Consider the following 22,156-nt stretch of genomic DNA (forward strand, 5'->3'; position numbering starts at 1 on the left):
ATGTAAAATTATCAGTAGAAGCACTTTAAGACAATACGACATTTGTCGTATTTTATTTGGTTAACCCTAAATGTTATCCGGTAACACCTTCCCCGGATTTAAAATCCCGTTCGGATCAAACACGTTCTTGATGCCTTTCATCAAAAGCAATTGGGTTCTGTTGAATGCAATATCCATATAATTCTTTTGAACATATCCGATGCCGTGTTCGCCAGATAATGTCCCTTTCAAGGCAACCGTCAATTCAAAAATTTCACGAATCCCTTTCGGGATTTCGGTCTTCCAATCATCGTCTGACATGGTTCCTTTAACGATGTTTACGTGCAGGTTTCCATCTCCGGCATGACCGTAGCAAACCGATTTGAATCCGTATTTATCGCCGATGGTCTTGATTCCTTCCAATAATTTCGGCAGTTCATATCTTGGAACAACCGTATCTTCTTCCTTATAGATGGAGTTTGATTTTACGGCTTCGCCAACGGCACGACGCATTTTCCAAAGTGCATTCTTTTGGTCTTCCGTATCAGCAAAAAGGATTTCATCGATATCAAATTGTTCGAGGACTTCGGTAATCTTTTCCGCTTCCGCAAAAAGTACGTCGGGATAATTTCCATCGACTTCTATTAAAAGGTGAGCCTGCACTTCATCTTTTATAGCAATACTAACACCATCTACAAAACGCAATGTCCAATCAATAGCATCGCGTTCCATAAATTCCAATGCACTTGGCGTGATTCCGGCACTGAAAATTTTAGAAACCGCCTCGCAAGCCTGACCCGAATTATAAAAAGGAACCAGCATCAATATATTATGAGAATTTTTCGGCAACAGCTTCATCACAATTTTTGTGATAACGCCAAGAGTTCCTTCGCTTCCCACCATCAATTGGGTGAGATTGTATCCTGTAGAGTTTTTTAAAGTATTGGCTCCTGTCCAGATGATTTCTCCAGTTGGCAAAACCACTTCGAGGTTCAAGACATAATCCTTGGTAACGCCATATTTAACAGCCCTTGCTCCACCTGAATTTTCGGCCACGTTTCCTCCTATCCAGCAACTTCCTTGGCTACTTGGGTCGGGCGGATAAAACAAGCCTTTTTCAGCAACAGCCTCTCTTAAAACCTGAGTTATCACGGCTGGTTCTACAACAACCTGCAGATTTTTTTCGTCAATATTTAAAATCTTATTGAAGCGTTCCATCGAAAGTCCGATGCCTTTATGGATACTCAAAGCACCACCGCTCAAACCTGTTCTTCCTCCTATTGGCGTTACGGGAATCTGGTATTGGTTGGCAATTTTTAGAATTTCCGAAATCTCTTCGGGTGTTCCCGGTTTTAAGACTACCGATGGTGGAAAAACATAATCTTCCGTTTCGTCGTGACCGTAATGATTTCGGGTGGCTTGATCCAAAAAAAGAAATGATTGACCCACTACTTTTTCGAGTTGATCAATCATTTCCTGTGATAGTATAACTTCTTTCATAAATAATAATTTCAAAATCCGAATGATGATTCGGTTTTCAAAAATACTATTTATTTGGTTGTGGCGTCATTCTCAAGTAAGGTTTTATTGGTGTATGCCCTTTTGGGAATTTTGCTGTAATATCTTCGTCCTTGATGGACGGTGCAATGACTACATCTTCGCCTTCTTTCCAATTGGCTGGCGTGGCTACACTGTAATTGGCTGTGAGTTGCAAACTGTCGATTACACGTAGAAGTTCGTCGAAATTTCTACCGGTTGAAGCGGGATACGTCAGGGTTAGCTTTACTTTTTTATCCGGACCAATTACAAAAACAGAACGAACGGTAAATTTGTCGCTGGCATTTGGATGCAACATATCATACAAGGTTGCAATTTCCTTATTTTCATCGGCAATTATCGGGAAATTTACGGTTGTGTTTTGCGTTTCGTTGATATCTTTTATCCATTGGTGATGCGATTCCAGTCCGTCGACACTTAAAGCAATGACCTTTGTATCTCTTTTTTGGAATTCTGGGAAATAGTTGGCGACGGTTCCTAATTCGGTTGTGCAAACTGGTGTAAAATCTGCAGGATGAGAGAACAGAATTCCCCAGGAAGTACCGAGCCATTCGTGAAACTTAATATCGCCTTGTGTGGTTTGTGCTGTAAAATCGGGAGCGGTGTCGCCCAATCGTAATGTTGCCATAATTATCTTGTTTTATTTTAAAATTGGCTTTTGCCAACACTAAAATTATTGAAATAATGACAACGAAAATAAAACGTTACGTTAAAATTCAGAATTATCTTCAACGAAAACGATTTAGTTGGGAATTATCTCTAAAAATTATTTACAGCCCGAACGCCCTAGCCCTGATAGTAGTGGAAATCCTTTTTAAGGAAAGCGCTATTTTTTGCAAAAGAAAAAGAGCGACCAACGGAAGCTCCTTTTTGTTTTAGCAAAAAAAGCGGTTTACTAAAAAGATTGGAACGGATAGCAGGATTAGCTTCTTATTAAATTACTTCTTCTGCAAATTCGGAAGAAACAAGGCGATAAATCCAATCAAGGGCAAATAGGCACAAAGATGATAGACATAGTCGATGCTGGTATGGTCGGCCAAATTTCCTAGAAGTGCCGAACCCAAACCTCCCATTCCGAAGGCAAAACCATAGAAAAGTCCCGAAACCATCCCGAGTTTTTTAGGCAATAATTCCTGTGCATAAACTAAGATTGCTGGAAAAGCCGATGAAATGATTATTCCTATGACAACCGATAGAATTCCTGTCCAGAACAAATCGACATAAGGAAGCAAAAGCGTGAACGGTGCCGCTCCGAGAACTGAAAACCAGATGACGTATTTTCTTCCGAATTTGTCACCCAACGGTCCGCCAATCAAGGTTCCGATGGCACAAGAAGCCAAAAACAGGAACAAATGAAATTGTGCATCTTGGATAGAAAGCTGGAATTTATCCATCAGATAAAACGTGAAATAGCTCGAAATGCTTGCCATATAGAAGAATTTCGAGAAAATGAGGATTAATAATATGGAAACCGAGATAATGATTTTGGTTTGAGACAAATCGGGAAGAATGATTTCTACTTTCTTTTTGGCTCTCAACGTCAAGTGATTTTGGTACCAAACGGCAATTTTAGACAATACGAAAAGAGCTATAATTGCCACAATTGCAAACCAGATGATATAATGCTGATTGTTTGGAACGACAATCAAAGCCACCAACAACGGACCGATTGCAGTTCCGGCATTTCCTCCCAATTGAAAGATGGATTGTGCCAAGCCACGTTTTCCACCGGATGCAAGAAAGGAAATCCGGGAAGCTTCGGGATGAAAAATAGAAGAACCAATTCCGACCAAAACGACTGACAAAATTATAATGGGAAAGCTTGAAGCATAGGCCAACAAAATGATTCCCGATAAGGTAAATACCATTCCGAAAATCTGTGAATATGGTTTTGGTTTTTTATCTGTGTATAAGCCAACTATGGGCTGCAGGATGGAAGCCGCCATTTGATAGGCAAAGGTTATGAGTCCGATTTGGGTGAAGGTCAGTTGGTAACTGTCTTTTAAAATCGGATAAGCTGCCGGAATTACCGCTTGCAACAAATCGTTTAAAAGATGGGCAAAGGCAATGGAAAACAGGATGGGATAAACTGTTTTTTGTGCCAAATCGGTTGCAGGAATCGAGGTGTTTGTATTTGCAATTTCCATAAAAATCTAAAATGTTTGTAAAATCCAATACCAAAAAGCGAGCGTCAGAAAGGACAGCGGAATTCCGAAGCCAATCATCATACTGCTTAATTTTGGTTTTAATCCGTGGGACGAGGCCAAGATAGAAGCTGTTATCATAGGTGCCATTGCAGCTTCCATAATCGACACTTCTATTATTTTTCCTGTTTGTCCAAAAATTAAAATGTAGAGGATGTAAAAAAATGCAGGTGTTAGTATTAATTTAAAAAACAATCCCAATGCTAAGAAGTTCCAATGCTTACTTTCGCGTTCTATTTTGAGTTGCAATCCAACGGCAATCAAGGCGATTGGGGTGACTGTTCCGCCTAATTTCTGGAAAACGGTTTGCATCGTTTCGATAAAATCGATTTGAAAGACATTCAATGTTCCTCCGATTATAAAGGCTATAAAAGGGGGAAACAAGACTACTTTTCTCAAAATAAGACTTGCTTTTGGAGTATCGCGAGAATACATTGAAGCTACAATAATTCCGAATGTCGTTAATACTAAAAATGAACCCGTTTGGTCGAGAACGATTGCCGTTTCTAGACCTTCCCTACCGTATAAAGCTTCAATTACAGGAAAACCAACAAACGAAGTATTTCCCAAACCTCCCACTAAAATTAAGCAACCGACTAGTTTTTTAGACCACCCGAATGCTTTTCCCAAAGACCAAAAAAACACGAAAGAGAATAGAAAACCAATCCAGGCGACAGCCATCGGAAATAGCAATTTGGAACTCAATTCAATTTTTGGGATATAATAAAGGGCAAGTGCCGGAAGCGAAATATAAATCACAAATTGATTTAATGCTTTATGGCTGTTGACAGGAAAATCCTTCACCCGTTGCAGGAAAACTCCAAGCAACAAACAGACGAAGATTAAAATAATGTTTTCCATATCCGAAACTAGACTGCAAAAATACTACTATAAAAGGTTTGATTTAATTTTTAACGCTTTTTTAATGTTTCGAATTATAAAAACTAATAAATTTGTAACATATTTTATTACAGTATGCTTTCAGGTAAGTTTGCCATCACGTTGCACATTCTCACTTTGCTTTCGAAATTTCCGGATGAATATCTTTCTTCGGAGTTTTTGGCTGGAAGTATGAACTTGCACCCTGTTTTGGTCCGGAAGGAAATTGCCAATCTGAAAAAGAACAATATTGTAGAAAGTAAAGAAGGAAAAAACGGAGGAACAAAACTGCTGATTCCAGCAAAGGACATTACCTTGGATACTATTTTCAAGCTTACTTTTGAGAAGGTTACTTTGGGTTTTTCTAAAAAAGACCCGAATCCGAATTGTCCTGTTGGAAAAAAAATCAATCAGAACCTGCAATCGCTTTATGATGATATCAATGACAAAATCAGCAATCAATTACATGGAATTTCCTTAATGGATTTCGAGCAAAAGTTCTAACCTTTTTTTTATCTAAAACTGTAACATTTTAAATTACATATAAATATGAAAGTAGCAATTATTGGAGCAACAGGCTTCCTCGGGAAAAAACTTGTAAATGAATTTACAAACCGCAATCATCAGGTAACGGCAATATCACGAACAGTTGAAGAATCGGATAAGGAAAATTTACAATATGTTGCCGTTGATGTTTTAAACATTGAAAAGTTATCAAAAGTTTTAAAAGGTCACGATGCTGTTGTGAGTTCCTTCAATCCGGGATGGACAAATCCAAACATCTACAATGATTTTTTGGCTGGAGCCAAAGCGATACAGGAAGCCGTGAAACTTTCTGGAGTAAAAAGGCTGATCACGATTGGTGGTGCGGGAAGCTTGTATATCAACGGAAGTCAATTGGTTGACAGTCCGGACTTTCCAGCAGATTTCAAGCAAGGTGCCACTGCAGCTCGTGAATATTTAGACATCATCAAGGAAGAAAAAGAATTGGATTGGGCATTTTTCAGTCCGGCTATTGAAATGCATCCGGGTATTACAACAGGAAGAACAGGCAACTATCGACTAGGTTTGGAAAATCCTGTTTTTGATGACGAGAATAGAAGTATCCTTTCTGGCGAAGATGTAGCGGTTGTTCTTGCAGATGAAGTTGAAAATCCAAGGCACCATCAAGTAAGATTTACTTCTGCTTATTAATTTTTTGCGAGAACACACCCAAACAGTTTCAGAAATGCAAATAGCTTTTTGAAACTGTTTTTGTAATTTTACACCAAACACAATACTCCTTTTTTATGAAATTTTTGGTTTTTTGTTTCACACTTTTGTTTTTATCCTGTACTGCTTCTAAGCAAAAAAAAGCAACCTCTTATACATCTAAAAATGTAACGGTTAAAGAAGTATCGCCTCATGTTTACCAACACATTTCTTTTCTGCAAACCAAAAGTTTTGGCATGGTGGGTTGCAACGGAATGATTATCATCGACAACAATGAAGCAATTGTTTTTGATACCGCAATTGACGATAATACCTCTGAAGAACTCATAAATATCATTTCAAACCAGCTTAATTGCAAAATAAAAGCCGTTGTTGCAACGCATTTCCACAGTGATTGTCTGGGTGGTCTGGAAGCTTTTCATAAAGTTGGAATTCCTTCCTATGCAAAAGATCTAACAATTGAATTGGCGAAAGAGAAAGGCTCGGCTGTTCCTCAAAACGGAATTGAAAATGACTATCAATTTACCATCGGAACCCAAAAAGTGGAGGCACGATATTTTGGAGAAGGACATACAAAGGACAATATCATTGGTTATTTTCCTTCCGAAGCAACAATGTTTGGTGGATGCTTGATTAAAGAAATGAATGCTGGAAAAGGAAATCTAGAAGATGCGAATGTAAAAGATTGGCCCGAAACTATCCGTAAAATAAAATTGGCCTATCCTGATGTAAAAACCATTATTCCGGGACATGGAAAAGTTGGCGACCAAGGATTGTTGGACTATACGATCACACTTTTTCAAGAATAAGATGTGTGATGCATTTTAAACTTTGTTTCTTTTACTTACTTTTACTACAACAAATTTAGATGTGAAAAAGCCCAAACCAAAATTAGCCTTAAAGGAAAAAGAAGGAGTTTCGCCACCCGAAATCATCAGTGCTTCGGTGGTGGAGAACATCCAGCAATTCAGGAAAGTGCAACCGTCTGCAAAAGAATTGGTTGAGGGTATTTTGGAAGGAAATATCACGGCTTTGAGTAGGGCAATTACATTGGTTGAAAGCACCAACAGCGAGCATTTGGCGAAAGCCAATGAAGTAATAAATGCTTGTTTGCCATTTGCTAACAAATCGGTTCGCATTGGAATTACAGGTGTTCCCGGTGTTGGAAAAAGTACTTTTATTGAAGCCTTCGGCAAATATCTTACGGGTCTTGGGAAAAAAGTTGCCGTTCTGGCTGTTGATCCTAGTAGTACGATTTCGCATGGAAGCATCTTGGGCGACAAAACCCGTATGGAGGAATTGGTCAAGGATGAAAATGCCTATATCCGACCATCGGCTTCTGGTGAAACTTTAGGTGGTGTGGCCCGAAAAACCCGTGAAACCATTACACTTTGTGAAGCTGCAGGATTTGACACCATCATTATTGAAACCGTTGGTGTGGGTCAGAGCGAAACTGCCGTTCACAGTATGGTAGATTTCTTTCTTTTGCTTAAGATATCTGGTGCCGGAGATGAATTGCAGGGCATCAAACGAGGAATTATGGAAATGGCCGATGCGATTGTCATCAATAAGGCGGATGGTGATAACATCAAGAAAGCTAAACTTGCCAAGACGGAATTCAATAGAGCTTTACATTTATTTCCTGCTAAAAAATCAGGATGGATGCCTACAGTTTCGACTTGCAGTTCCTATACCAAAGAGGGCATTGACGAAGTTTGGAAAACCATTTCTGATTATCTTGAACTTACCCAAAATAATCATTACTTTGCCGAAAAAAGAAGCAGTCAAAGCCAGTATTGGATGCTCGAAACCATCAATGAACAGTTAAAAAACAACTTCTTCAATCATCCGGAAATCCAACATTTGTTAGAGGAAAACAAAAAAGCAGTGCAAAACAATAAAGTGTCACCGTTTGCAGCTGCTAGTATTTTGTTGGAAAAATATTTTAAAGGATAGTTTAAATTAATTCTGCTTGAAACTTTAATAAATCTTGCTTCGTCAAGAAATAAATTCTGGACAACAAGTAGTTGTAATCGTTAATTGCTCCAAAAAATATTTGCAAATTATCGTCGTAATAAGATCCATTTCCAAAATAAACAAAATCTACAGACAGATAATTTTCAAAGTTCTGCCTCATTACTTTGTGAATTTCAGATTCAATTTGTTTGTTGTCGAGCATCAACCTTATCTCTGCCTTGATTTTTGCTTCTAATGGCATAAGTTTCTTAAAGTTTCCTTCAATTTCTTCATTTGGCGTCACCACGCTAACAAAACTGGTGGCTTGTGCAATATCACTGTATAAAGCTGCCTTTTTGTCGTGTTCGGCATCAAGGCTTAAATAATGGTCTAACTTATTTTTGAACTCGCTATCTTTTCCTTTGGCAATTGCCTTTTGAAGGAAAAAACGGTAAATTTTTCCGTCATTTTGCTTAATATGTTCCTTTACAACCTCTAATTCCTGCTCCAAAATCACAACCAAATCTTTGGCCTCTTTCTTTGTGAATTTCTTTCCATCATAATCAAAAGTCTTTATGGGATATACGCCTTGAGCGATATTTTCTAACGTAGCAATGTCTTGCACTAAAGCAATCAACTCATAAATTTTATCAACTTGTTCTGTACTGAAAAGAGTTGCGGGACTACAATTATCTTCCGTTGTTAAATCTACATCACTTGCTATTACTGGATTTTTATTGTCGTAATAACCGTTATAGATTTTTGGAAAACTATTCTTAAAGTAGGATTCGGTATAAGCATCTCTAAATTTTTCTTCTTTAACGAGTTCTGCTTCTCCTTCATAAACAACTGTAGAAAATATTCTGAGAGTAGCTTCTTCCTCAATAGAATTGGTGTTTGCAAATAATGCATTTGCAGGACCTGTGCTTGGATTGTCTTTAATTATATTGAGTTTTTCCAGAGCTTCAATACGTTCGTCGGTTGTGGGATGAGAAGCCCATTGGTCCTTGATATTAAGTTTCGACTTATTGAATTTGTTTAAATCGAAAGCAGTGACCAAAGGCAAATTGTCTTTCAACTGGATTTTATTTTCGGATGCTATAAAGTTCATCACAAACGTTTGCTCATTATAGATGTTCCTGCTTTTTAAGTTATCGATAATTCTATTTCCGTAGAAATTCAGGACATCATTGTAGGAATGCTGTGCCAAATCCATTCGCAACAACGATTCTTTCAGAGGCAAATAGCCTGCTACATTAGCCGCCACCTCATCTGCATGAAACTCCATTTCTCTTGAAAGCCCCATATAGCTGATGTTTATAAAATCATACATCTTTCGCAATATCCATTGGATGCCTTCGATAATTTTTACTGCAAGAGCTACAAAAAAAGAAAAATATCCACTGATGTTGGCCCATTTCTGAATCATTCCGTCAAAGGATTCGTTTTCATAAATCAAATTAAAAATAACTTGGTTTACATTATAGACGTAGCTTCCAACCTTCATGCTTCGTTGGGAAAAATGTCCGAATTCGTGTGCCAATATCGCCTTGAATTCCTGTTCTGAAATTGTATTAACCAGTCCCAAACCTATCTGCAAGTTTTTGCGAATGGGGAAAAACATACTCCAAAAGCTGGAATTATAAAATACGCTTGCATTTACATCACTGGAGATATATACTTTTTGAGGAAAATCGGTATCTACTTCATTTACAATTTGTCGAATAAACTGAAAGAGTTTCGGTTCCTGCTCTTCTGTAATTTCGGTAAGATGATTTCTATCAATCTTATGTTTTTTAAATAGAAACTTAAATAAAAATACAAGGATAAAAAAGCCCAAACTTGCCAATCCGATCCCCAAACCTATCGTTAGTAGCATTGGCTTGGCGATGATAATTGTAAAACCACCCACAACACACAAAGCTGTGATTCCTATTGCTAATGATAATAAAGCGAGATAGACAATTATAAACAAGACAATCGCAAAAATTGCTTTGATTGTCATCTTTTTAAAATTCTTAGAAACCTGAACTTCCATACTGCCATCAATATTGTTAGGGGGTTAATATTTGTTTAAATGTAACTTATTTTTGAAAATCATCAAGGTTGATTTTGCGAATGCAAAACCATTCATAGCAATATTTCAGCATCAGGAAACCTACAGCTATCTTTCCGATTTTAGCAAGAACCAATCCAGTATTATAACCGAAATAATAGCTTGTATTCATAATTTCATTTCCATTCTCAATAGTTTGAAAATGTAAATCGAAAACCCCTAAAAAACCTTTCGACATAAGTCCAACCCCAATTAAAGCCAATAGCAGGACAGCACTTTTTTTATAATCAAAATTACTCATCTATATCATTTAATTTTAGAAGAACTGAAACAAACTGACAGTTTCGTAATAATCCATTTGCATTTACTTAAACACAAAGATCACAAAGTATCCACTAAGGACACAAACTGAAAACTGATCACTGAACACTAACTACTCCTCATACCTCGCTACTTCCCTATCGTAGAATGCATTCGCCTGTGTAATCAGGTTTTCCATTTCAGCGTTAAGTTCAGCTTCGTCTAGGTCTTCATCCTCTTCAAGGAATTCTACCTCATCGTCTTTCAGATTGATGATGAAACGTGGGTAATCCAGATGGATGATGAAGATGTCTTCTGGGAAATCGGTATTGTCGCCTAGTAAAAATTTTGGTAATTCCATTTGATTTTAGATTTTGGATTTTAGATTGCTGATGGCAGTCTAGAAATCTTATTTATTGTATTTTTTATTATCTATTTATTATTGTTTATCGTTTTCCACTGAAAACTGTGACTGTGACTGAAAACTAATCAACCCCCTAGTGAGCTTCTGGAAGCGAATATACAAAAAAAGTGCGGCAGCAGTTAATCCTGCTAAAAGTCCAATCCAGACTCCGGTTGCTCCAAGAGTGGTGTACTTTCCAAGATAGATGGATGTTGGGAAACCAATAAGCCAATAGGCAACGAAAGTAATGTACATCGGGATTTTGGCATCTTGCAAACCTCTCAAGGCTCCGAGGATCACCACTTGCAGTCCATCTGAAATTTGGAAGACGGCAGCTACCAAGAGTAGTTGTGAGGCTATGGCAATCACTTCCATATTCTTGGTAAGATTCTGAACATCATTAATATCTACAAACACATAAGGCAAAACGGTATGCAGGACCACAAACAGCAGGGCAAACACTATTTCGATAATCACCACCAGCAAAAAGATGGAAATCGCCACGGTTCTTAACTTTTTATAATCCATCAGTCCTTTTTGGTTGCCTACCCGGATCATGGCGGCAACACTCAACCCCATGGCAAACATAAAGGTCAAGGAAGCCAAACTCAATGCAATTTGGTTGGCGGCCTGACTTGTAGTGCTGATACTACCACACAACCATATAGCTCCTGTAAACAAAGCCACTTCAAAGAACATTTGCATGGCCGATGGTAAACCCAGCCTGATGATTTGGTTGTTGATGTCCCGCTTGATTTCCTTCAGACTAAATCCTTCGAAATAAGCCTTGAATTTTGGTTTATTGACCATCATAAAATGCATGTAGCCCAGCATCACAAATCGAGAAGCTATGGTTCCAACTGCAGCACCAATGATACCCCATTCGGGGAAAATCCATATTCCATAAATTAAAAGATAATTGATGATGATGTTGGTCAGATTCCCGATGATGGTGGCCCACATCGAGTATTTGGTTTCGCTCAATCCGTCGGCAAATTGCTTGTAGGCTTGAAAAATAATGAGCGGAATCAAGGAACAGCCAACAATATCTAGATAAGGTTTTGCCATTTCGACAACGGCTTCCGACTGTCCCATATAAGCGATAAGCGGCTTGAAGCATACGATAAGGACAAAAAGGGCGACACCTAAAATGCTACACAGATATAGTCCGTGATGGAAAACACTTCTTCCCCTTTCCGTATTTTTCTCACCATCGGCTTGAGCTATCAAGGGTGTGATGGCGGTAGAGAAGCCAACACCAAGCGACATCGCCACAAACACAAAACTGTTACCGAGTGAAACGGCTGCTAATTCGGTAGGGCCAATTTTCCCTACCATTATATTGTCGACTATACCTACCAGAGTGTGACCGATCATTCCGAGGATGATGGGATAGGCCAGTTTAAGGTTGTAGGAAAACTCACGGGTGTACTGCTGTAAATTCACGGTTTTGAAAATTTGTGTGCAAATGTAGGGAGAAGATTTCAGATTGAAGACCGAACAGGAAAGAGTTTGATTGGGGCTATTCTAATCAAAGGGTTGACAAAAAAACATTTGGTGACCTGCACATAAATATTCTGTCCACGGCAATTTAAAAATCCAGAATATCCAAAATCAATGTCCAAGTAACTCCTGTGACTGAAAACTAATCACCAAAAATATGAATGTAAAAACTCTATTCAGGCTCAATACCTGGCGGATTAAACAAGCCCCAATCATCAACAATGTAATCCCAGACATCAAAAGCTTTTACCCATTGCACAAAAAGTGACTTGAATTCATCAATGGCAAAACGAAGCAAGTTCGGATAATCGTGCTTTTCGTTACTGAAATGCTTGAGGCTACCGGCTTGAACATAGAGTTCTCTGGCAGATTTTCTGATTATGGCGGCGTTTTCCATCTTTAGGTCATATAGCTCCACTCCTTCTGCTCCAGCAATCTTGGCTGGAATGATATAGGCATTTTCCATCATAAAGCCTTTTGTAGCTTCAAGAAAAACATCATCTTCTGGAATGGTGGTAACCAAAGCTTCCGTGAGGCGGAGGATTTCCATAGCTTTTTGGTATAGTGGGAGGTTGTTGAGTTGGTCGTTCATTGATGTTCTTATTTATCTGATAGTATTTCTTTTTTATCTTTTTGATAATCTATCCTTTCCCCAATTTTCTGGATTGTTGGCAATGTAGGTTTGGATTATTTCAAAGGATTCGGAATTTCTGATGATGTGGTCATGAAATCGGGGATGCCATTGAAATTCCTTATTGATGTAATGTGCATTTTTAGTTACCACAGATTTATAGGAGCGGATGATGGTGGATATAGATCCCGGTTTTGGGGAGGGTATTGCGATTTTTTTGGTTTCGGTAGAGACGTTGCAGTGCAACGTCTGTACTACGGAATGCAGAGCTTCATTTGGATTTAGATTGGCATCGATAGGATGATTATTATGAGAAATAATCAATATCCCGTGCATGTGATTCGGCATTACCACAAAATTCCCTAATTCTACAAAAGGAAAATGTGCTGGGATTTCATTCCAAAATTGATGTGCTAATTCGCCAATTGGAGATAATTCCATTTCACCATTTGTTATTTCTCCGAAATAATGTTTCCTATCCTTTGTGCAGATGGTAATAAAATAGGCTCCATTGGAGGCATAATCCCAATTCTTTAATCGGGCAGATGGGATTCTGTATTTGTTTTGATATTTATCTGGCATGGATTTTTGATTTTTTGATTCATTGATTCATTGATTCATTGATTGATTTATTGATTTATTGATAGTACAGACGTTGCAGTGCAACGTCTCTACAGGATTATCCTAATCGCTTTTTGACTTCTCTAATTTCCCTTTTCAATTCGATGAACATTCCTTTTACATCATCCGTATCATCGGATTCCGATTTCTTATCGCTTCTTCCGATACTGCATTCGTATTCCCATATCTCTAAAATATCGGAAACTCGTACTTCATAGGGTGGATAAAAACGGTTGTCGGATTCCACTACCAATGTATTTTTCTTGTTCTTATTCAATCGTTTATAGACCATGCCCTCACTTTTGGTAATCAGGATATAGGTACGACCGTCCATTACATCTCCCAGCCTTTCGACATATTTGCCAACAATGATGGATCCCGGTTCATGAGGTGGCATTGAATCGCCTTCTACTGGAAATCCCCTGTGCTTCCCTGGTCCGAGGAAAGGCAAGGAAATCTGTTGCAAACTTTCTATGTATTCGGGATCGGAATACCCATTCAGATATCCTGCCTTGGCTTTTTGGGTCACCACTTCAATCATGTTGTTGCCGAGAGGATCGACCGTAATGGGTAGAAGCAACCTGTTGTTCTCCAACTTCAGCAGATCTCCCATAGGAATCTTTCGAACATCTACAGAAAGTAATAAATCAATGCTCATTGCAAAATAGCGAGAGAGCGACAACAGTATTTCGGGAGGTGGAAAATTCTTCCCATCTTCATACTTCGCATAACGCGGACGTGGAATGTTTACCGCATCGGCAACGAATTGTTGGGACACTTCTTTCTTGATTCTCAAGTACTTTATATTTTCAGAAAATAATGACATAAGTTAATGTGCGTATTTGTCACAACAAAAATAGTAATAATTGTACGTATTCGTCTTATTTTTGTAAAAAAGTTTTATTGGCTAATTGGTTTAACCGTTCATTAATAGGTAATTTAATCCGTTTAGCCTTAATAATTACCTTAGGGCGAGAATATCCCATCGCCTTCCCTATAACCGCCATGATAGAAACTCAAAATAACCAACACTACCTAATTGATCAAATATGGAAGTAAATCATTTAAAAAAATTCTTGGAAGCCCAGAATCAGGTGTACCTGAAGGCATTGCAGGAAATAAAGAACGGCAGGAAGGAAACCCACTGGATGTGGTTTATCTTTCCGCAATTGAAAGGTTTGGGACAAAGCGAAACGGCACGTTTTTATGCCATAGCCGATTTGCAGGAAGCCACAGACTATCTGGCACATCCTGTACTCGGAAAGCATCTTATTGAAATTTCGGAAGCATTATTAAACATAGAAGATAAATCTGCAAGTGATCTCTTTGGGTATCCGGATGATGTGAAGCTCCGTTCCTGCATGACGCTGTTTGCAAATCTGGAAAATCCCCATCCTGTATTTGCCTCCGTATTGAAACGCTATTTTAATGGATTACAGGATGAAGAAACGCTGAAATTATTACTCCGAAACAAATTGCACTATGACACTATTTGAAGACACCGAACTTTTTTCGTCTGGAAAAGCGGGCAAGAAAATATTCGACCTGCCCGATACCGACCTTATGCTGGTGGATAATTTTATCGAAAAAGAAGCATCGGATTGCTATTATCATACGTTTCTAAATCATACCCAATGGAAGGAATATCAGATGGAAATTTTTGACAAGACCGTAACAGCCCCAAGGATGATTGCCTGGTATGAAGATAAGGACAATGCAGGGGCGAATCAGGATGGTCCCGACTGGACTCCCGAATTACTGAGTATCAGAAAAAAGGTGGAAGCGGAAACAGGGCTTGCCTTCAATGCCGTACTCCTAAACCTCTACCGAAACGGCAAAGATGGCGTGGCGTGGCACAGTGACCACACCGATAATTCAGGTCCAAATCCTATTATTGCATCGGTGAGTTTTGGAGAAACCCGTATGTTTCGGCTTCGGCATAAAACAAGGAAAGACATTCAGCAGGTGGAAATCCCCTTGCATCACGGTTCCTTCCTCTTGATGGCTGGCACAACCAACAGCTTCTGGCAGCATCAGGTTCCGAAAACAGCCAAGGACATATTGCCCAGAATCAACCTGACCTTCAGAAGAGTCAGCCGTTCAAAATAATAAGAAATCCATTATCCCGTTTATACAACAGCATGAAAAAAGTGGAATATGCCATAGTAGATATCGAAACAACGGGCGGGAATGCCGGTGGAAGCCGTATTACGGAAATTGCCATTCTCATTCACGATGGGACAAACGTAATCGACCGTTGGGAATCGCTTGTCAATCCGCAAAAGGACATTCCGCAAGCCATATTTGCCTTGACTGGAATTAATAATGCAATGGTTCGGGATGCCCCTATCTTTGACGACATTTCAGAGAAAGTGTTGGAACTGCTGACGGATCGGGTGTTTGTAGCCCATAATGTCAATTTCGATTATTCATTTGTACGACACCAACTAAAGGAAGCAGGTTTCAACTGGACTGCCCGAAAACTCTGTACCGTTCGAGCGTCAAGGAAGATCCTACCGGGACATTCTTCCTATAGTCTTGGGAACCTTTGCCATTCATTGGACATTAATTTAGAAAACCGACATCGGGCAGGTGGTGATGCAGATGCCACAGCGGTATTGTTTTCACTTTTATTGGAAGCAGACCATGAAGGCATTATGGACAAAATGATCAAGAAAACGGCTCAAGACCAACGCCTGCCTCCTAACCTACCTCCTCAAGATTTTGAACAATTACCAGAGAAACCGGGTGTTTATTATTTTTACAATCAAGAGAAGAAAGTGGTTTATGTGGGAAAGGCCGTCAACATCAAGAAGCGGGTGGCCTCACACTTTAGTGGCAATAGCCTTACCCTGCAAAGGCAAAATTTCTTGAGGGACATACATGCCATCTCTTTTGAAGTTTGTGCTACCGAATTGATGGCGTTATTGCTGGAATGCTCTGAAATCAAGAAGCTGTGGCCGGTTTACAACAGGGCATTGAAACGCTTTGAAGCAAAATTTGGACTTTATCAATATGAAGCCCGAAACGGATATCTCTATTTGGCAGTTGGGAAACTGGCTAAATTTCAGACCTGCATCCAGACGTTCAATACTGAATATGAAGCGATTAACACATTAAAAAGCTTATCAGAAAAATTTGGTGTTGATTACAGGTTCTGCAAATATGGAAGGCTGGACGAAGGAGTGTTTTTCCGACAGCATGATGAAACCGATTTTCCTGAAATGGAACTTCACAACAAGCAAATTAAGGAAGCTATAAAATCTTTGTGTTTGAGCAGGCCGACTTTCTCCATCATCGACAAAGGACGCTCTTCTGACGAACGAAGCTGTATTTGGGTGGAAGATGGTGTCTTTTATGGAATGGGTTATTTCTCGTCCGACATTGGGTTTTCCGATCCGACCGAAGTTCGGGATTATGTAACACCCTACAAAAGCAACCAGTATATCATGCAATTGATTTATTCCTTTGTGGAGAAATATCCTGGGAAAATCATGCATCATTGAAAGTCTAATTCAGCAATTCGATTTTAAACCTAGAATTTTAACACTATCCATTTTCTAAATCTATATCGAGTAACTTGGACGGATGCTCTCCCAACCCTTTCGCTAGTTCCAACATGGTGGTAAAGCCTAAATTCTTACTACCTTCCTCGATAGCCAAAAGATCTTTCTTGATCAACGATGTATTTTCGGCAACATCACTAATGGTCATTCCCTTTGCCTCTCGCAAGTTTTTTATATGAATTCCGAAAAGGACCAACCTTCTATCTTTAAACTGCAACATATTGTAAATTCTTTTCCTTTTTAAGTAAATATAAGGCATAATAAAAACAAGTCCAAAGCATCGACTTCAATTCAGATTTAGTATAAATTAAGTCGATTTAAATCCTCATGGTATGCTGTTGCACATCAATTACTAAAAAGGATGCGATAAAAAATAAATTGCCAACTAATAACCTACCTTTACCAAAAACCAAAAATGAACAAACGTGGCCCAATCATCATTATCGAAGACGACCTAGACGATCAAGACATGCTCAAGGAAGTATTTCTGGACTTAGAAAACAAGAATGAGGTGCTCTTTTTTGGCGATGGCGAAAAGGCCCTTGAATACCTGATTACTTCTCCCATAAAACCATTCATCATCTTTTCGGACATCAACATGCCACGGCTAACGGGTATGGAATTGAGGCAACAAATTCAGGAAAATGAAGACTTGAGAATAAAGTCGATCCCATTCCTTTTCTTTTCTACAAGTTCTGAACAGCAACATATTGTGGATGCTTATTCAAAATCGGCCCAAGGTTTTTTTGTGAAGCCCAACAGCTATAATGAATTGAAAGCTACCATCAAGACCATTGTTGACTATTGGAATAAGTGTGTGGCTCCGGATTATGTGAAGTGATAAAGAATCAGTGGGAATGAATTGATTTCAGATTAACCCTTTTAAAATCAAAAACTTATAAAACAAACTTTTTAAGCGTATAAATTCCTACTTCCTCATTGTATTTCTCGTACGAAACGTTAAATAGCCAAATAGCAGTAAGGTTGTAACCTACCTTTGGTTGAAAGCGGTACTTAAACCGCTGATAAAAACCCCGCTATGAATAAAACTTTACAGAAGCTAAGTGCTATTGCCTTGCTTATTTTTCCAATTCTTAACTTTGCACAAGCCCCTACCCTTGGTACTTCGGCTAATTTTGTACTTTTTTCTTCCAATGGTGCCGTTAGCAATACCGGACTTTCACACCTTACGGGAAACATCGGTACCAATAACGGATCGAGCACCAACTTCGGAAATGTAGATGGTGTGATGCATGATGGCGACGGAACAACTGCCATTGCCACTGCTGATCTTACCATTGCCTACAATTCCTTGAATGCCACAATCCCTACTCATTTCCCATCATCCCTGTTAGGAAACGGTCAGATTTTAAATGCAGGAGTTTATTCGATTACAGAGAGTGCCTCACTCGACAATACCCTAACATTAGATGCACAAGGTGATACAGGAGCTGTATTTATCTTTAAAATTGAAGGAGCTTTTTCTTCTGCAGCAGGATCACAGGTTATTTTAGCAAATGGTGCACAAGCGTGTAACGTTTTCTGGAAAATCGAAGGTCTTGTGGATCTAGCTACAAACACCGTAATTAAAGGAACGATAATAGCCAACAACGCTGCCATCATCCTCAATACGGGTGTAAAATTAGAAGGACGTGCTTTGTCTACTACTGGAGCCGTGACGGTTGCTGGAGTAACAGCAAGAAAACCTGTTGGCTGTTCTAGTCCGATATTAACAGGACCAATAGCACCACCTCTAGGAACTGTGGTTTGCTATACCATCTTTTCAGGAAATGGCGGAGTGGCCAACACTGGGGTGACTTTTGTTACAGGAGATGTAGGAACAAATGTTGGATTGACAACAGGTTTCCAAGCCGCAAATGTGAATGGAACCATACATGCCAATCCTGATGTTTCAACCGCACAATGTGCCGCTGACGCCAACACGGTTTATACCTATTTGAATACATTGCCAACCGACATCCAACTGTTGTATCCTGCAACGTTCGGAAACGATCTTGTATTGACACCTCATACTTATTTCTTGGATGCCGAGACTGTACTTACCGGAAAGGTAACCTTTGATGCACAGGGAAATGAAGATGCTGTTTTTGTTTTGAAAATCAATGGAGCATTTTCTACTGGTACATATGCCACTGTTGAACTTATCAATGAAGCTCAGGCAAAAAATGTGTACTGGAAAGTAGATGGAGCAACAAACCTAAACGACTATACTGAATTCAAGGGAACGCTTATTGGAAACAATGGTGCTGTTATATTGAATACGGGTGTAGATGTAGAAGGAAGAGTATTGAGTACCAATGGAGCAATCAGTACTTTTGGAATCAATGCTACGATGACACCTGGTTGTGAAAACCTAGGAACAATTGATCGTGTTATGCCAGTAGCGAAACTCTATCCAAATCCGTTTAAAACTACTTTTACAGTAGCTGTTGACGCAGGTTTCCAAGACAACAGCAGTCAGATTGCTGTATATAGTGCTCTAGGTGCCTTGGTTCTTGAAAAGACTTTGGGAGAAACCTCAAACACCATCAACATCAATCTTCCTGATGGAATTTATTTCTATAAGTTGCTTAGCGACAGCGGAAAAGTTCAGACTGGAAAGCTGATTTCAAAACAGTAAACCTTATTTTACATAGGCTTATAAAAATGCGTTCTTTAAGGGAACGCATTTTTTTTTTGATTCTAGGATTTAAGTATTAAAACATATTGAATGAAGATTAAAGGATTTTTCATTCCTCTACAACTTTGCACTAAAGCTATTGAATTATTGGAATCCAGTATTTCTCATGAAAAAGTACAAGTATAATACCTTTCCCGACGTGAAAGATTTTTATAAACTTTTTGCCAAATGACAATTCTTAACCCTAGAACATTCCCTAAATTGCATCCATGAAAGAATTGATAGAATACATTTTGCAATTTGGAAGTTTGAATCCACAACAGATTGCTTTGATTTCAAGCAAGGCGACCGAAGTCGAAATCAAGAAAGATGCTTATTTCTCTGAAGCAGGTAAAATTGCCCGAGAAGTGGGCTTTGTAATAGACGGCATTGTCCGGGTTTGCTATTACAACAACAAAGGCGAAGAAATTACCAAATATTTTATTGACGAAAACAATCTTGTAGTGGATTTAGAAAGTTTTGACAATGAAATCTGCTCCAGTTCTTATGTACAGGCCATTACCGATTGCAAGCTCATTGTTTTTTCCAGAAAAGATTGGCTAGAATTGCTGGACACAATTTTAGGATGGGAAACTATCGTGCATAAAATTACTTCAAAAGCGTTAAGGCAGAAAGTAGAAAGAAGAAGTCCGTTGGTTTCGGAAGATGCCACAACACGTTATTTGAAGTTTCTGGAAATCTATCCTAATGTTGTTAATCGCATTCCGCTTTCGTACGTTGCCTCCTATCTTGGTGTTACACAATCTTCTTTGAGCAGAATCAGAAAAAACATAAGCTAAATTGCTTTTTGTCAAATGGCAAATGATTTCTTTTCTAAACAGAGCACCTTTGCTTTATAATTTAAAAAGAAAAAAAATGACTTCGAAGAATCACGAACACCAAAAAAACAGCATCACAGGAGTGAGTAAATCAGTATTAATTACAGGAGCCAACAGAAGCATAGGTTTGGAAACCGCAAAAGAGCTTTCAAAAAAAGGATTATTTGTTTACTTGGGAACACGCGACCTTGAAAAAGGAGAAGCAGTAGTAAAAGCATTAAACGAAAATGGATTTCAAAATATCAAAGCCATAGCGATTGATGTCACGAAGCCGGAAACCATCTTGGCTGCCCAAAACATTGTTGAGAAGGAACAAGGGAAATTGGATATTCTAATCAACAATGCCGGAATAAGCGGTGCATTTCCGCAAAATGCTTCCGATACCTCAATAACTGCTATTCAGGAAGTATTTGACACCAACTTTTTTGGTGTGATCAGTGTTACCCAAGCATTTTTAGGATTGCTTAAAAAATCAGATAGCCCAAGAATCAGCAATATTACTTCAGGACTTGGCTCTTTGACTTTACACAATGATCCGAGCTGGAAATATTATGATTTTAAATCGGCAAGCTACGGAACTTCAAAAGCAGCCTTAAATGCCTACTCTATTGTATTGGCTTATGATTTGAAAGACCTACCATTCAAGGTAAATGTGATTGACCCAGGCTATACCGCAACTGATTTCAACCACTACAGTGGACCTGGAACTGTGGAAAGTGCAGTTGATTTTATCATCAAACATACGCTAACAGACAAAAATGCTCCTACAGGACAATTTTTCAGCAATGATATTGAGGACGGAACAGAAATTAGTCCTTGGTAACTAGAAATTGATCACTACTAAACAAAAATCCCTTTTTTAACCGAAAGGGATTTTTTACTTATTGAGAGAAATGAAGTAGTTTTTTTTATAACTTCGTTTTATTGCCATTTGTTCGAAAACTTTAGGGTTTGATTGAATACAAATGTATATCGTATAAATAGTTCACCTACAATGGAAATGACACACTATACACCTACTGCAAAGCTATTCCCTTTCATCAAGGCCTATAGAATTATTGAAAGCCAAGAAGAATTGGTCAATAGGGTTTTGCCCAACACTTCGCTTGCCCTAGCGTTCCGTTTTGGTGGACAAATTTCATACATCAACAATACAGGCAAAACCAATTTACCTGTTGCAACATTTTCAGGTTTACGGAAAACAGTTCGGCTCATCAGCTACGAGGCTAAAACATCCGCCTTGATCGTGCTGTTTAAAGAAACCGGGGCGACGGCATTTTTAAAGCACCCGCTTCAAGAACTATTCGAAGAAAGTGTTTCATTGGATCATTTCTTTCCCCAATCGGAAATTTCAATAATGGAAGAACGTTTGGCCGAAGCCACCAACAATCCTACAAGAATAGCACTTGTGGAGGAATATTTATGCTCAAAACTTACCTTCAACAAGCCCGACAAACTTGTTCAGGATGCTATTACAAAAATATATTCAAACAAGGGAATCATTAGGATGGGCGATTTAGCAAATGAGTTATACATAAGTCTGGATGCTTTTGAAAAAAGATTTAGAAAAACTACAGGAGCCACTCCCAAACAGTTTTCCCATATAGTGAAAATGAATTCCATCATCCGTCAAAAAACACCTGCATCTTTTCTTGACATGGCCTTTGAAAATGGATATTTTGACCAAGCTCATTTCAATAAAGACTTTAAACTTTTTACAGGGCAAACACCAACTGACTTTTTCAAATCGGATTTACATTGGTAAATCAA

24 protein-coding genes are annotated in these 22,156 nt (G+C 38.7%); 12 read left to right on the forward strand and 12 right to left on the reverse strand.

The genetic code is table 11. The features are described from left to right. Positions 1 to 66 precede the first annotated feature (66 nt). From J2X31_RS13805 to J2X31_RS13820, 4 genes are all read right to left on the reverse strand, one after another. Positions 67 to 1,479: an FAD-binding oxidoreductase gene (locus J2X31_RS13805; protein WP_310027412.1), complete on the reverse strand. Its 1,413-nt coding sequence runs from the start codon at positions 1,477 to 1,479 to the stop codon at positions 67 to 69. 46 nt (positions 1,480 to 1,525) lie between these two features. Further along, the gene (locus tag J2X31_RS13810; protein ID WP_310027413.1) at positions 1,526 to 2,164 is read right to left on the reverse strand and encodes a peroxiredoxin; all 639 of its coding nucleotides are present in this window, start codon (positions 2,162 to 2,164) and stop codon (positions 1,526 to 1,528) included. Positions 2,165 to 2,474: 310 nt separating this feature from the next. Then, a complete protein-coding gene (locus J2X31_RS13815) occupies positions 2,475 to 3,683 on the reverse strand; it encodes an MFS transporter (RefSeq protein ID WP_310027415.1) in 1,209 nt (402 codons plus the stop codon). A gap of 6 nt (positions 3,684 to 3,689) precedes the next feature. Then, complete coding sequence (locus tag J2X31_RS13820) at positions 3,690 to 4,601, reverse strand: AEC family transporter (RefSeq protein ID WP_310027416.1); 912 nt, start codon at positions 4,599 to 4,601, stop codon at positions 3,690 to 3,692. A 114-nt stretch (positions 4,602 to 4,715) separates the two neighbouring features. On the opposite strand from J2X31_RS13820, the gene J2X31_RS13825 reads away from it, so the two are divergent. The 4 genes from J2X31_RS13825 (at position 4,716) to meaB (ending at position 7,787) form a co-directional block, all read left to right on the forward strand. Beyond that, positions 4,716 to 5,123, forward strand: a complete 408-nt coding sequence (locus J2X31_RS13825; RefSeq protein WP_310027417.1) for an Rrf2 family transcriptional regulator — start codon at positions 4,716 to 4,718, stop codon at positions 5,121 to 5,123. Positions 5,124 to 5,168: 45 nt separating this feature from the next. Further along, complete coding sequence (locus tag J2X31_RS13830; RefSeq protein WP_310027418.1) at positions 5,169 to 5,813, forward strand: NAD(P)-dependent oxidoreductase; 645 nt, start codon at positions 5,169 to 5,171, stop codon at positions 5,811 to 5,813. 95 nt (positions 5,814 to 5,908) lie between these two features. After that, a complete protein-coding gene (gene bla / locus J2X31_RS13835; RefSeq protein ID WP_310027420.1) occupies positions 5,909 to 6,640 on the forward strand; it encodes a subclass B1 metallo-beta-lactamase in 732 nt (243 codons plus the stop codon). Between the two features lie 61 nt (positions 6,641 to 6,701). Beyond that, positions 6,702 to 7,787: a methylmalonyl Co-A mutase-associated GTPase MeaB gene (meaB, locus tag J2X31_RS13840; RefSeq protein ID WP_310027422.1), complete on the forward strand. Its 1,086-nt coding sequence runs from the start codon at positions 6,702 to 6,704 to the stop codon at positions 7,785 to 7,787. 1 nt (position 7,788) lies between these two features. Here the strand turns inward: meaB and J2X31_RS13845 are convergent, their stop codons facing one another. The 7 genes from J2X31_RS13845 to J2X31_RS13875 form a co-directional block, all read right to left on the reverse strand. After that, the gene (locus J2X31_RS13845; RefSeq protein WP_310027424.1) at positions 7,789 to 9,792 is read right to left on the reverse strand and encodes a M48 family metallopeptidase; all 2,004 of its coding nucleotides are present in this window, start codon (positions 9,790 to 9,792) and stop codon (positions 7,789 to 7,791) included. Between the two features lie 79 nt (positions 9,793 to 9,871). Continuing rightward, a complete protein-coding gene (locus J2X31_RS13850; RefSeq protein WP_310027426.1) occupies positions 9,872 to 10,144 on the reverse strand; it encodes a hypothetical protein in 273 nt (90 codons plus the stop codon). Between the two features lie 132 nt (positions 10,145 to 10,276). Then, complete coding sequence (locus J2X31_RS13855; protein ID WP_026705223.1) at positions 10,277 to 10,504, reverse strand: DUF8828 family protein; 228 nt, start codon at positions 10,502 to 10,504, stop codon at positions 10,277 to 10,279. Between the two features lie 78 nt (positions 10,505 to 10,582). Continuing rightward, positions 10,583 to 11,992, reverse strand: a complete 1,410-nt coding sequence (locus tag J2X31_RS13860; protein ID WP_310027429.1) for an MATE family efflux transporter — start codon at positions 11,990 to 11,992, stop codon at positions 10,583 to 10,585. 229 nt (positions 11,993 to 12,221) lie between these two features. Beyond that, the gene (locus J2X31_RS13865) at positions 12,222 to 12,641 is read right to left on the reverse strand and encodes a hypothetical protein (RefSeq protein ID WP_310027431.1); all 420 of its coding nucleotides are present in this window, start codon (positions 12,639 to 12,641) and stop codon (positions 12,222 to 12,224) included. Positions 12,642 to 12,674: 33 nt separating this feature from the next. After that, positions 12,675 to 13,262: a transposase gene (locus tag J2X31_RS13870; RefSeq protein ID WP_310027433.1), complete on the reverse strand. Its 588-nt coding sequence runs from the start codon at positions 13,260 to 13,262 to the stop codon at positions 12,675 to 12,677. A gap of 97 nt (positions 13,263 to 13,359) precedes the next feature. Further along, complete coding sequence (locus J2X31_RS13875; RefSeq protein ID WP_310027435.1) at positions 13,360 to 14,127, reverse strand: XRE family transcriptional regulator; 768 nt, start codon at positions 14,125 to 14,127, stop codon at positions 13,360 to 13,362. A 223-nt stretch (positions 14,128 to 14,350) separates the two neighbouring features. Between J2X31_RS13875 and J2X31_RS13880 the strand changes: the two genes are divergently transcribed. The 3 genes from J2X31_RS13880 to J2X31_RS13890 are packed head-to-tail and all read left to right on the forward strand — an operon-like array spanning position 14,351 to position 16,807. Further along, entirely contained in the window at positions 14,351 to 14,797 is a 447-nt protein-coding gene (locus J2X31_RS13880) for a DUF1810 domain-containing protein (RefSeq protein ID WP_310027436.1), read from the forward strand. Beyond that, a complete protein-coding gene (locus tag J2X31_RS13885) occupies positions 14,784 to 15,410 on the forward strand; it encodes an alpha-ketoglutarate-dependent dioxygenase AlkB family protein (protein WP_310027437.1) in 627 nt (208 codons plus the stop codon). The genes J2X31_RS13880 and J2X31_RS13885 overlap by 14 nt, the downstream gene beginning before the upstream one ends. 32 nt (positions 15,411 to 15,442) lie before the next feature. Next, complete coding sequence (locus J2X31_RS13890; RefSeq protein ID WP_310027439.1) at positions 15,443 to 16,807, forward strand: exonuclease domain-containing protein; 1,365 nt, start codon at positions 15,443 to 15,445, stop codon at positions 16,805 to 16,807. Positions 16,808 to 16,850: 43 nt separating this feature from the next. Here the strand turns inward: J2X31_RS13890 and J2X31_RS13895 are convergent, their stop codons facing one another. Further along, positions 16,851 to 17,087, reverse strand: coding sequence for a helix-turn-helix domain-containing protein (locus J2X31_RS13895; RefSeq protein ID WP_310027440.1), 237 nt, complete (start codon positions 17,085 to 17,087; stop codon positions 16,851 to 16,853). A 195-nt stretch (positions 17,088 to 17,282) separates the two neighbouring features. On the opposite strand from J2X31_RS13895, the gene J2X31_RS13900 reads away from it, so the two are divergent. The 5 genes from J2X31_RS13900 to J2X31_RS13920 all read left to right on the forward strand — a co-directional run bounded on the left by J2X31_RS13900 (position 17,283) and on the right by J2X31_RS13920 (position 22,151). After that, a complete protein-coding gene (locus tag J2X31_RS13900) occupies positions 17,283 to 17,708 on the forward strand; it encodes a response regulator (RefSeq protein WP_310027442.1) in 426 nt (141 codons plus the stop codon). Positions 17,709 to 17,906: 198 nt separating this feature from the next. After that, positions 17,907 to 19,508 carry an ice-binding family protein gene (locus tag J2X31_RS13905; RefSeq protein WP_310027444.1) on the forward strand — a complete coding sequence of 534 codons (1,602 nt, stop codon included), beginning with the start codon at positions 17,907 to 17,909 and terminating at the stop codon, positions 19,506 to 19,508. A gap of 269 nt (positions 19,509 to 19,777) precedes the next feature. Then, positions 19,778 to 20,347: a Crp/Fnr family transcriptional regulator gene (locus tag J2X31_RS13910; protein ID WP_310027445.1), complete on the forward strand. Its 570-nt coding sequence runs from the start codon at positions 19,778 to 19,780 to the stop codon at positions 20,345 to 20,347. 76 nt (positions 20,348 to 20,423) lie between these two features. Continuing rightward, entirely contained in the window at positions 20,424 to 21,209 is a 786-nt protein-coding gene (locus J2X31_RS13915) for an SDR family NAD(P)-dependent oxidoreductase (RefSeq protein ID WP_310027446.1), read from the forward strand. A gap of 177 nt (positions 21,210 to 21,386) precedes the next feature. After that, positions 21,387 to 22,151, forward strand: a complete 765-nt coding sequence (locus J2X31_RS13920) for a helix-turn-helix domain-containing protein (RefSeq protein ID WP_310027448.1) — start codon at positions 21,387 to 21,389, stop codon at positions 22,149 to 22,151. Positions 22,152 to 22,156 lie beyond the last annotated feature (5 nt).

It is taken from the genome of Flavobacterium arsenatis (assembly GCF_031456785.1).
GTDB lineage: Bacteria > Bacteroidota > Bacteroidia > Flavobacteriales > Flavobacteriaceae > Flavobacterium > Flavobacterium arsenatis.

Excerpts from the sequence above, each read along its gene's own strand:
- J2X31_RS13805 (WP_310027412.1), bottom strand. The coding sequence starts at position 1,479 with ATGAAAGAAGTTATACTATCACAGGAAATGATTGATCAACTCGAAAAA.
- J2X31_RS13810 (WP_310027413.1), bottom strand. The coding sequence starts at position 2,164 with ATGGCAACATTACGATTGGGCGACACCGCTCCCGATTTTACAGCACAA.
- J2X31_RS13815 (WP_310027415.1), bottom strand. The coding sequence starts at position 3,683 with ATGGAAATTGCAAATACAAACACCTCGATTCCTGCAACCGATTTGGCA.
- J2X31_RS13820 (WP_310027416.1), bottom strand. The coding sequence starts at position 4,601 with ATGGAAAACATTATTTTAATCTTCGTCTGTTTGTTGCTTGGAGTTTTC.
- J2X31_RS13825 (WP_310027417.1), top strand. The coding sequence starts at position 4,716 with ATGCTTTCAGGTAAGTTTGCCATCACGTTGCACATTCTCACTTTGCTT.
- J2X31_RS13830 (WP_310027418.1), top strand. The coding sequence starts at position 5,169 with ATGAAAGTAGCAATTATTGGAGCAACAGGCTTCCTCGGGAAAAAACTT.
- bla (WP_310027420.1), top strand. The coding sequence starts at position 5,909 with ATGAAATTTTTGGTTTTTTGTTTCACACTTTTGTTTTTATCCTGTACT.
- J2X31_RS13845 (WP_310027424.1), bottom strand. The coding sequence starts at position 9,792 with ATGACAATCAAAGCAATTTTTGCGATTGTCTTGTTTATAATTGTCTAT.
- J2X31_RS13850 (WP_310027426.1), bottom strand. The coding sequence starts at position 10,144 with ATGAGTAATTTTGATTATAAAAAAAGTGCTGTCCTGCTATTGGCTTTA.
- J2X31_RS13855 (WP_026705223.1), bottom strand. The coding sequence starts at position 10,504 with ATGGAATTACCAAAATTTTTACTAGGCGACAATACCGATTTCCCAGAA.
- J2X31_RS13865 (WP_310027431.1), bottom strand. The coding sequence starts at position 12,641 with ATGAACGACCAACTCAACAACCTCCCACTATACCAAAAAGCTATGGAA.
- J2X31_RS13870 (WP_310027433.1), bottom strand. The coding sequence starts at position 13,262 with ATGCCAGATAAATATCAAAACAAATACAGAATCCCATCTGCCCGATTA.
- J2X31_RS13875 (WP_310027435.1), bottom strand. The coding sequence starts at position 14,127 with ATGTCATTATTTTCTGAAAATATAAAGTACTTGAGAATCAAGAAAGAA.
- J2X31_RS13880 (WP_310027436.1), top strand. The coding sequence starts at position 14,351 with ATGGAAGTAAATCATTTAAAAAAATTCTTGGAAGCCCAGAATCAGGTG.
- J2X31_RS13885 (WP_310027437.1), top strand. The coding sequence starts at position 14,784 with ATGACACTATTTGAAGACACCGAACTTTTTTCGTCTGGAAAAGCGGGC.
- J2X31_RS13890 (WP_310027439.1), top strand. The coding sequence starts at position 15,443 with ATGAAAAAAGTGGAATATGCCATAGTAGATATCGAAACAACGGGCGGG.
- J2X31_RS13895 (WP_310027440.1), bottom strand. The coding sequence starts at position 17,087 with ATGTTGCAGTTTAAAGATAGAAGGTTGGTCCTTTTCGGAATTCATATA.
- J2X31_RS13900 (WP_310027442.1), top strand. The coding sequence starts at position 17,283 with ATGAACAAACGTGGCCCAATCATCATTATCGAAGACGACCTAGACGAT.
- J2X31_RS13905 (WP_310027444.1), top strand. The coding sequence starts at position 17,907 with ATGAATAAAACTTTACAGAAGCTAAGTGCTATTGCCTTGCTTATTTTT.
- J2X31_RS13910 (WP_310027445.1), top strand. The coding sequence starts at position 19,778 with ATGAAAGAATTGATAGAATACATTTTGCAATTTGGAAGTTTGAATCCA.
- J2X31_RS13915 (WP_310027446.1), top strand. The coding sequence starts at position 20,424 with ATGACTTCGAAGAATCACGAACACCAAAAAAACAGCATCACAGGAGTG.
- J2X31_RS13920 (WP_310027448.1), top strand. The coding sequence starts at position 21,387 with ATGACACACTATACACCTACTGCAAAGCTATTCCCTTTCATCAAGGCC.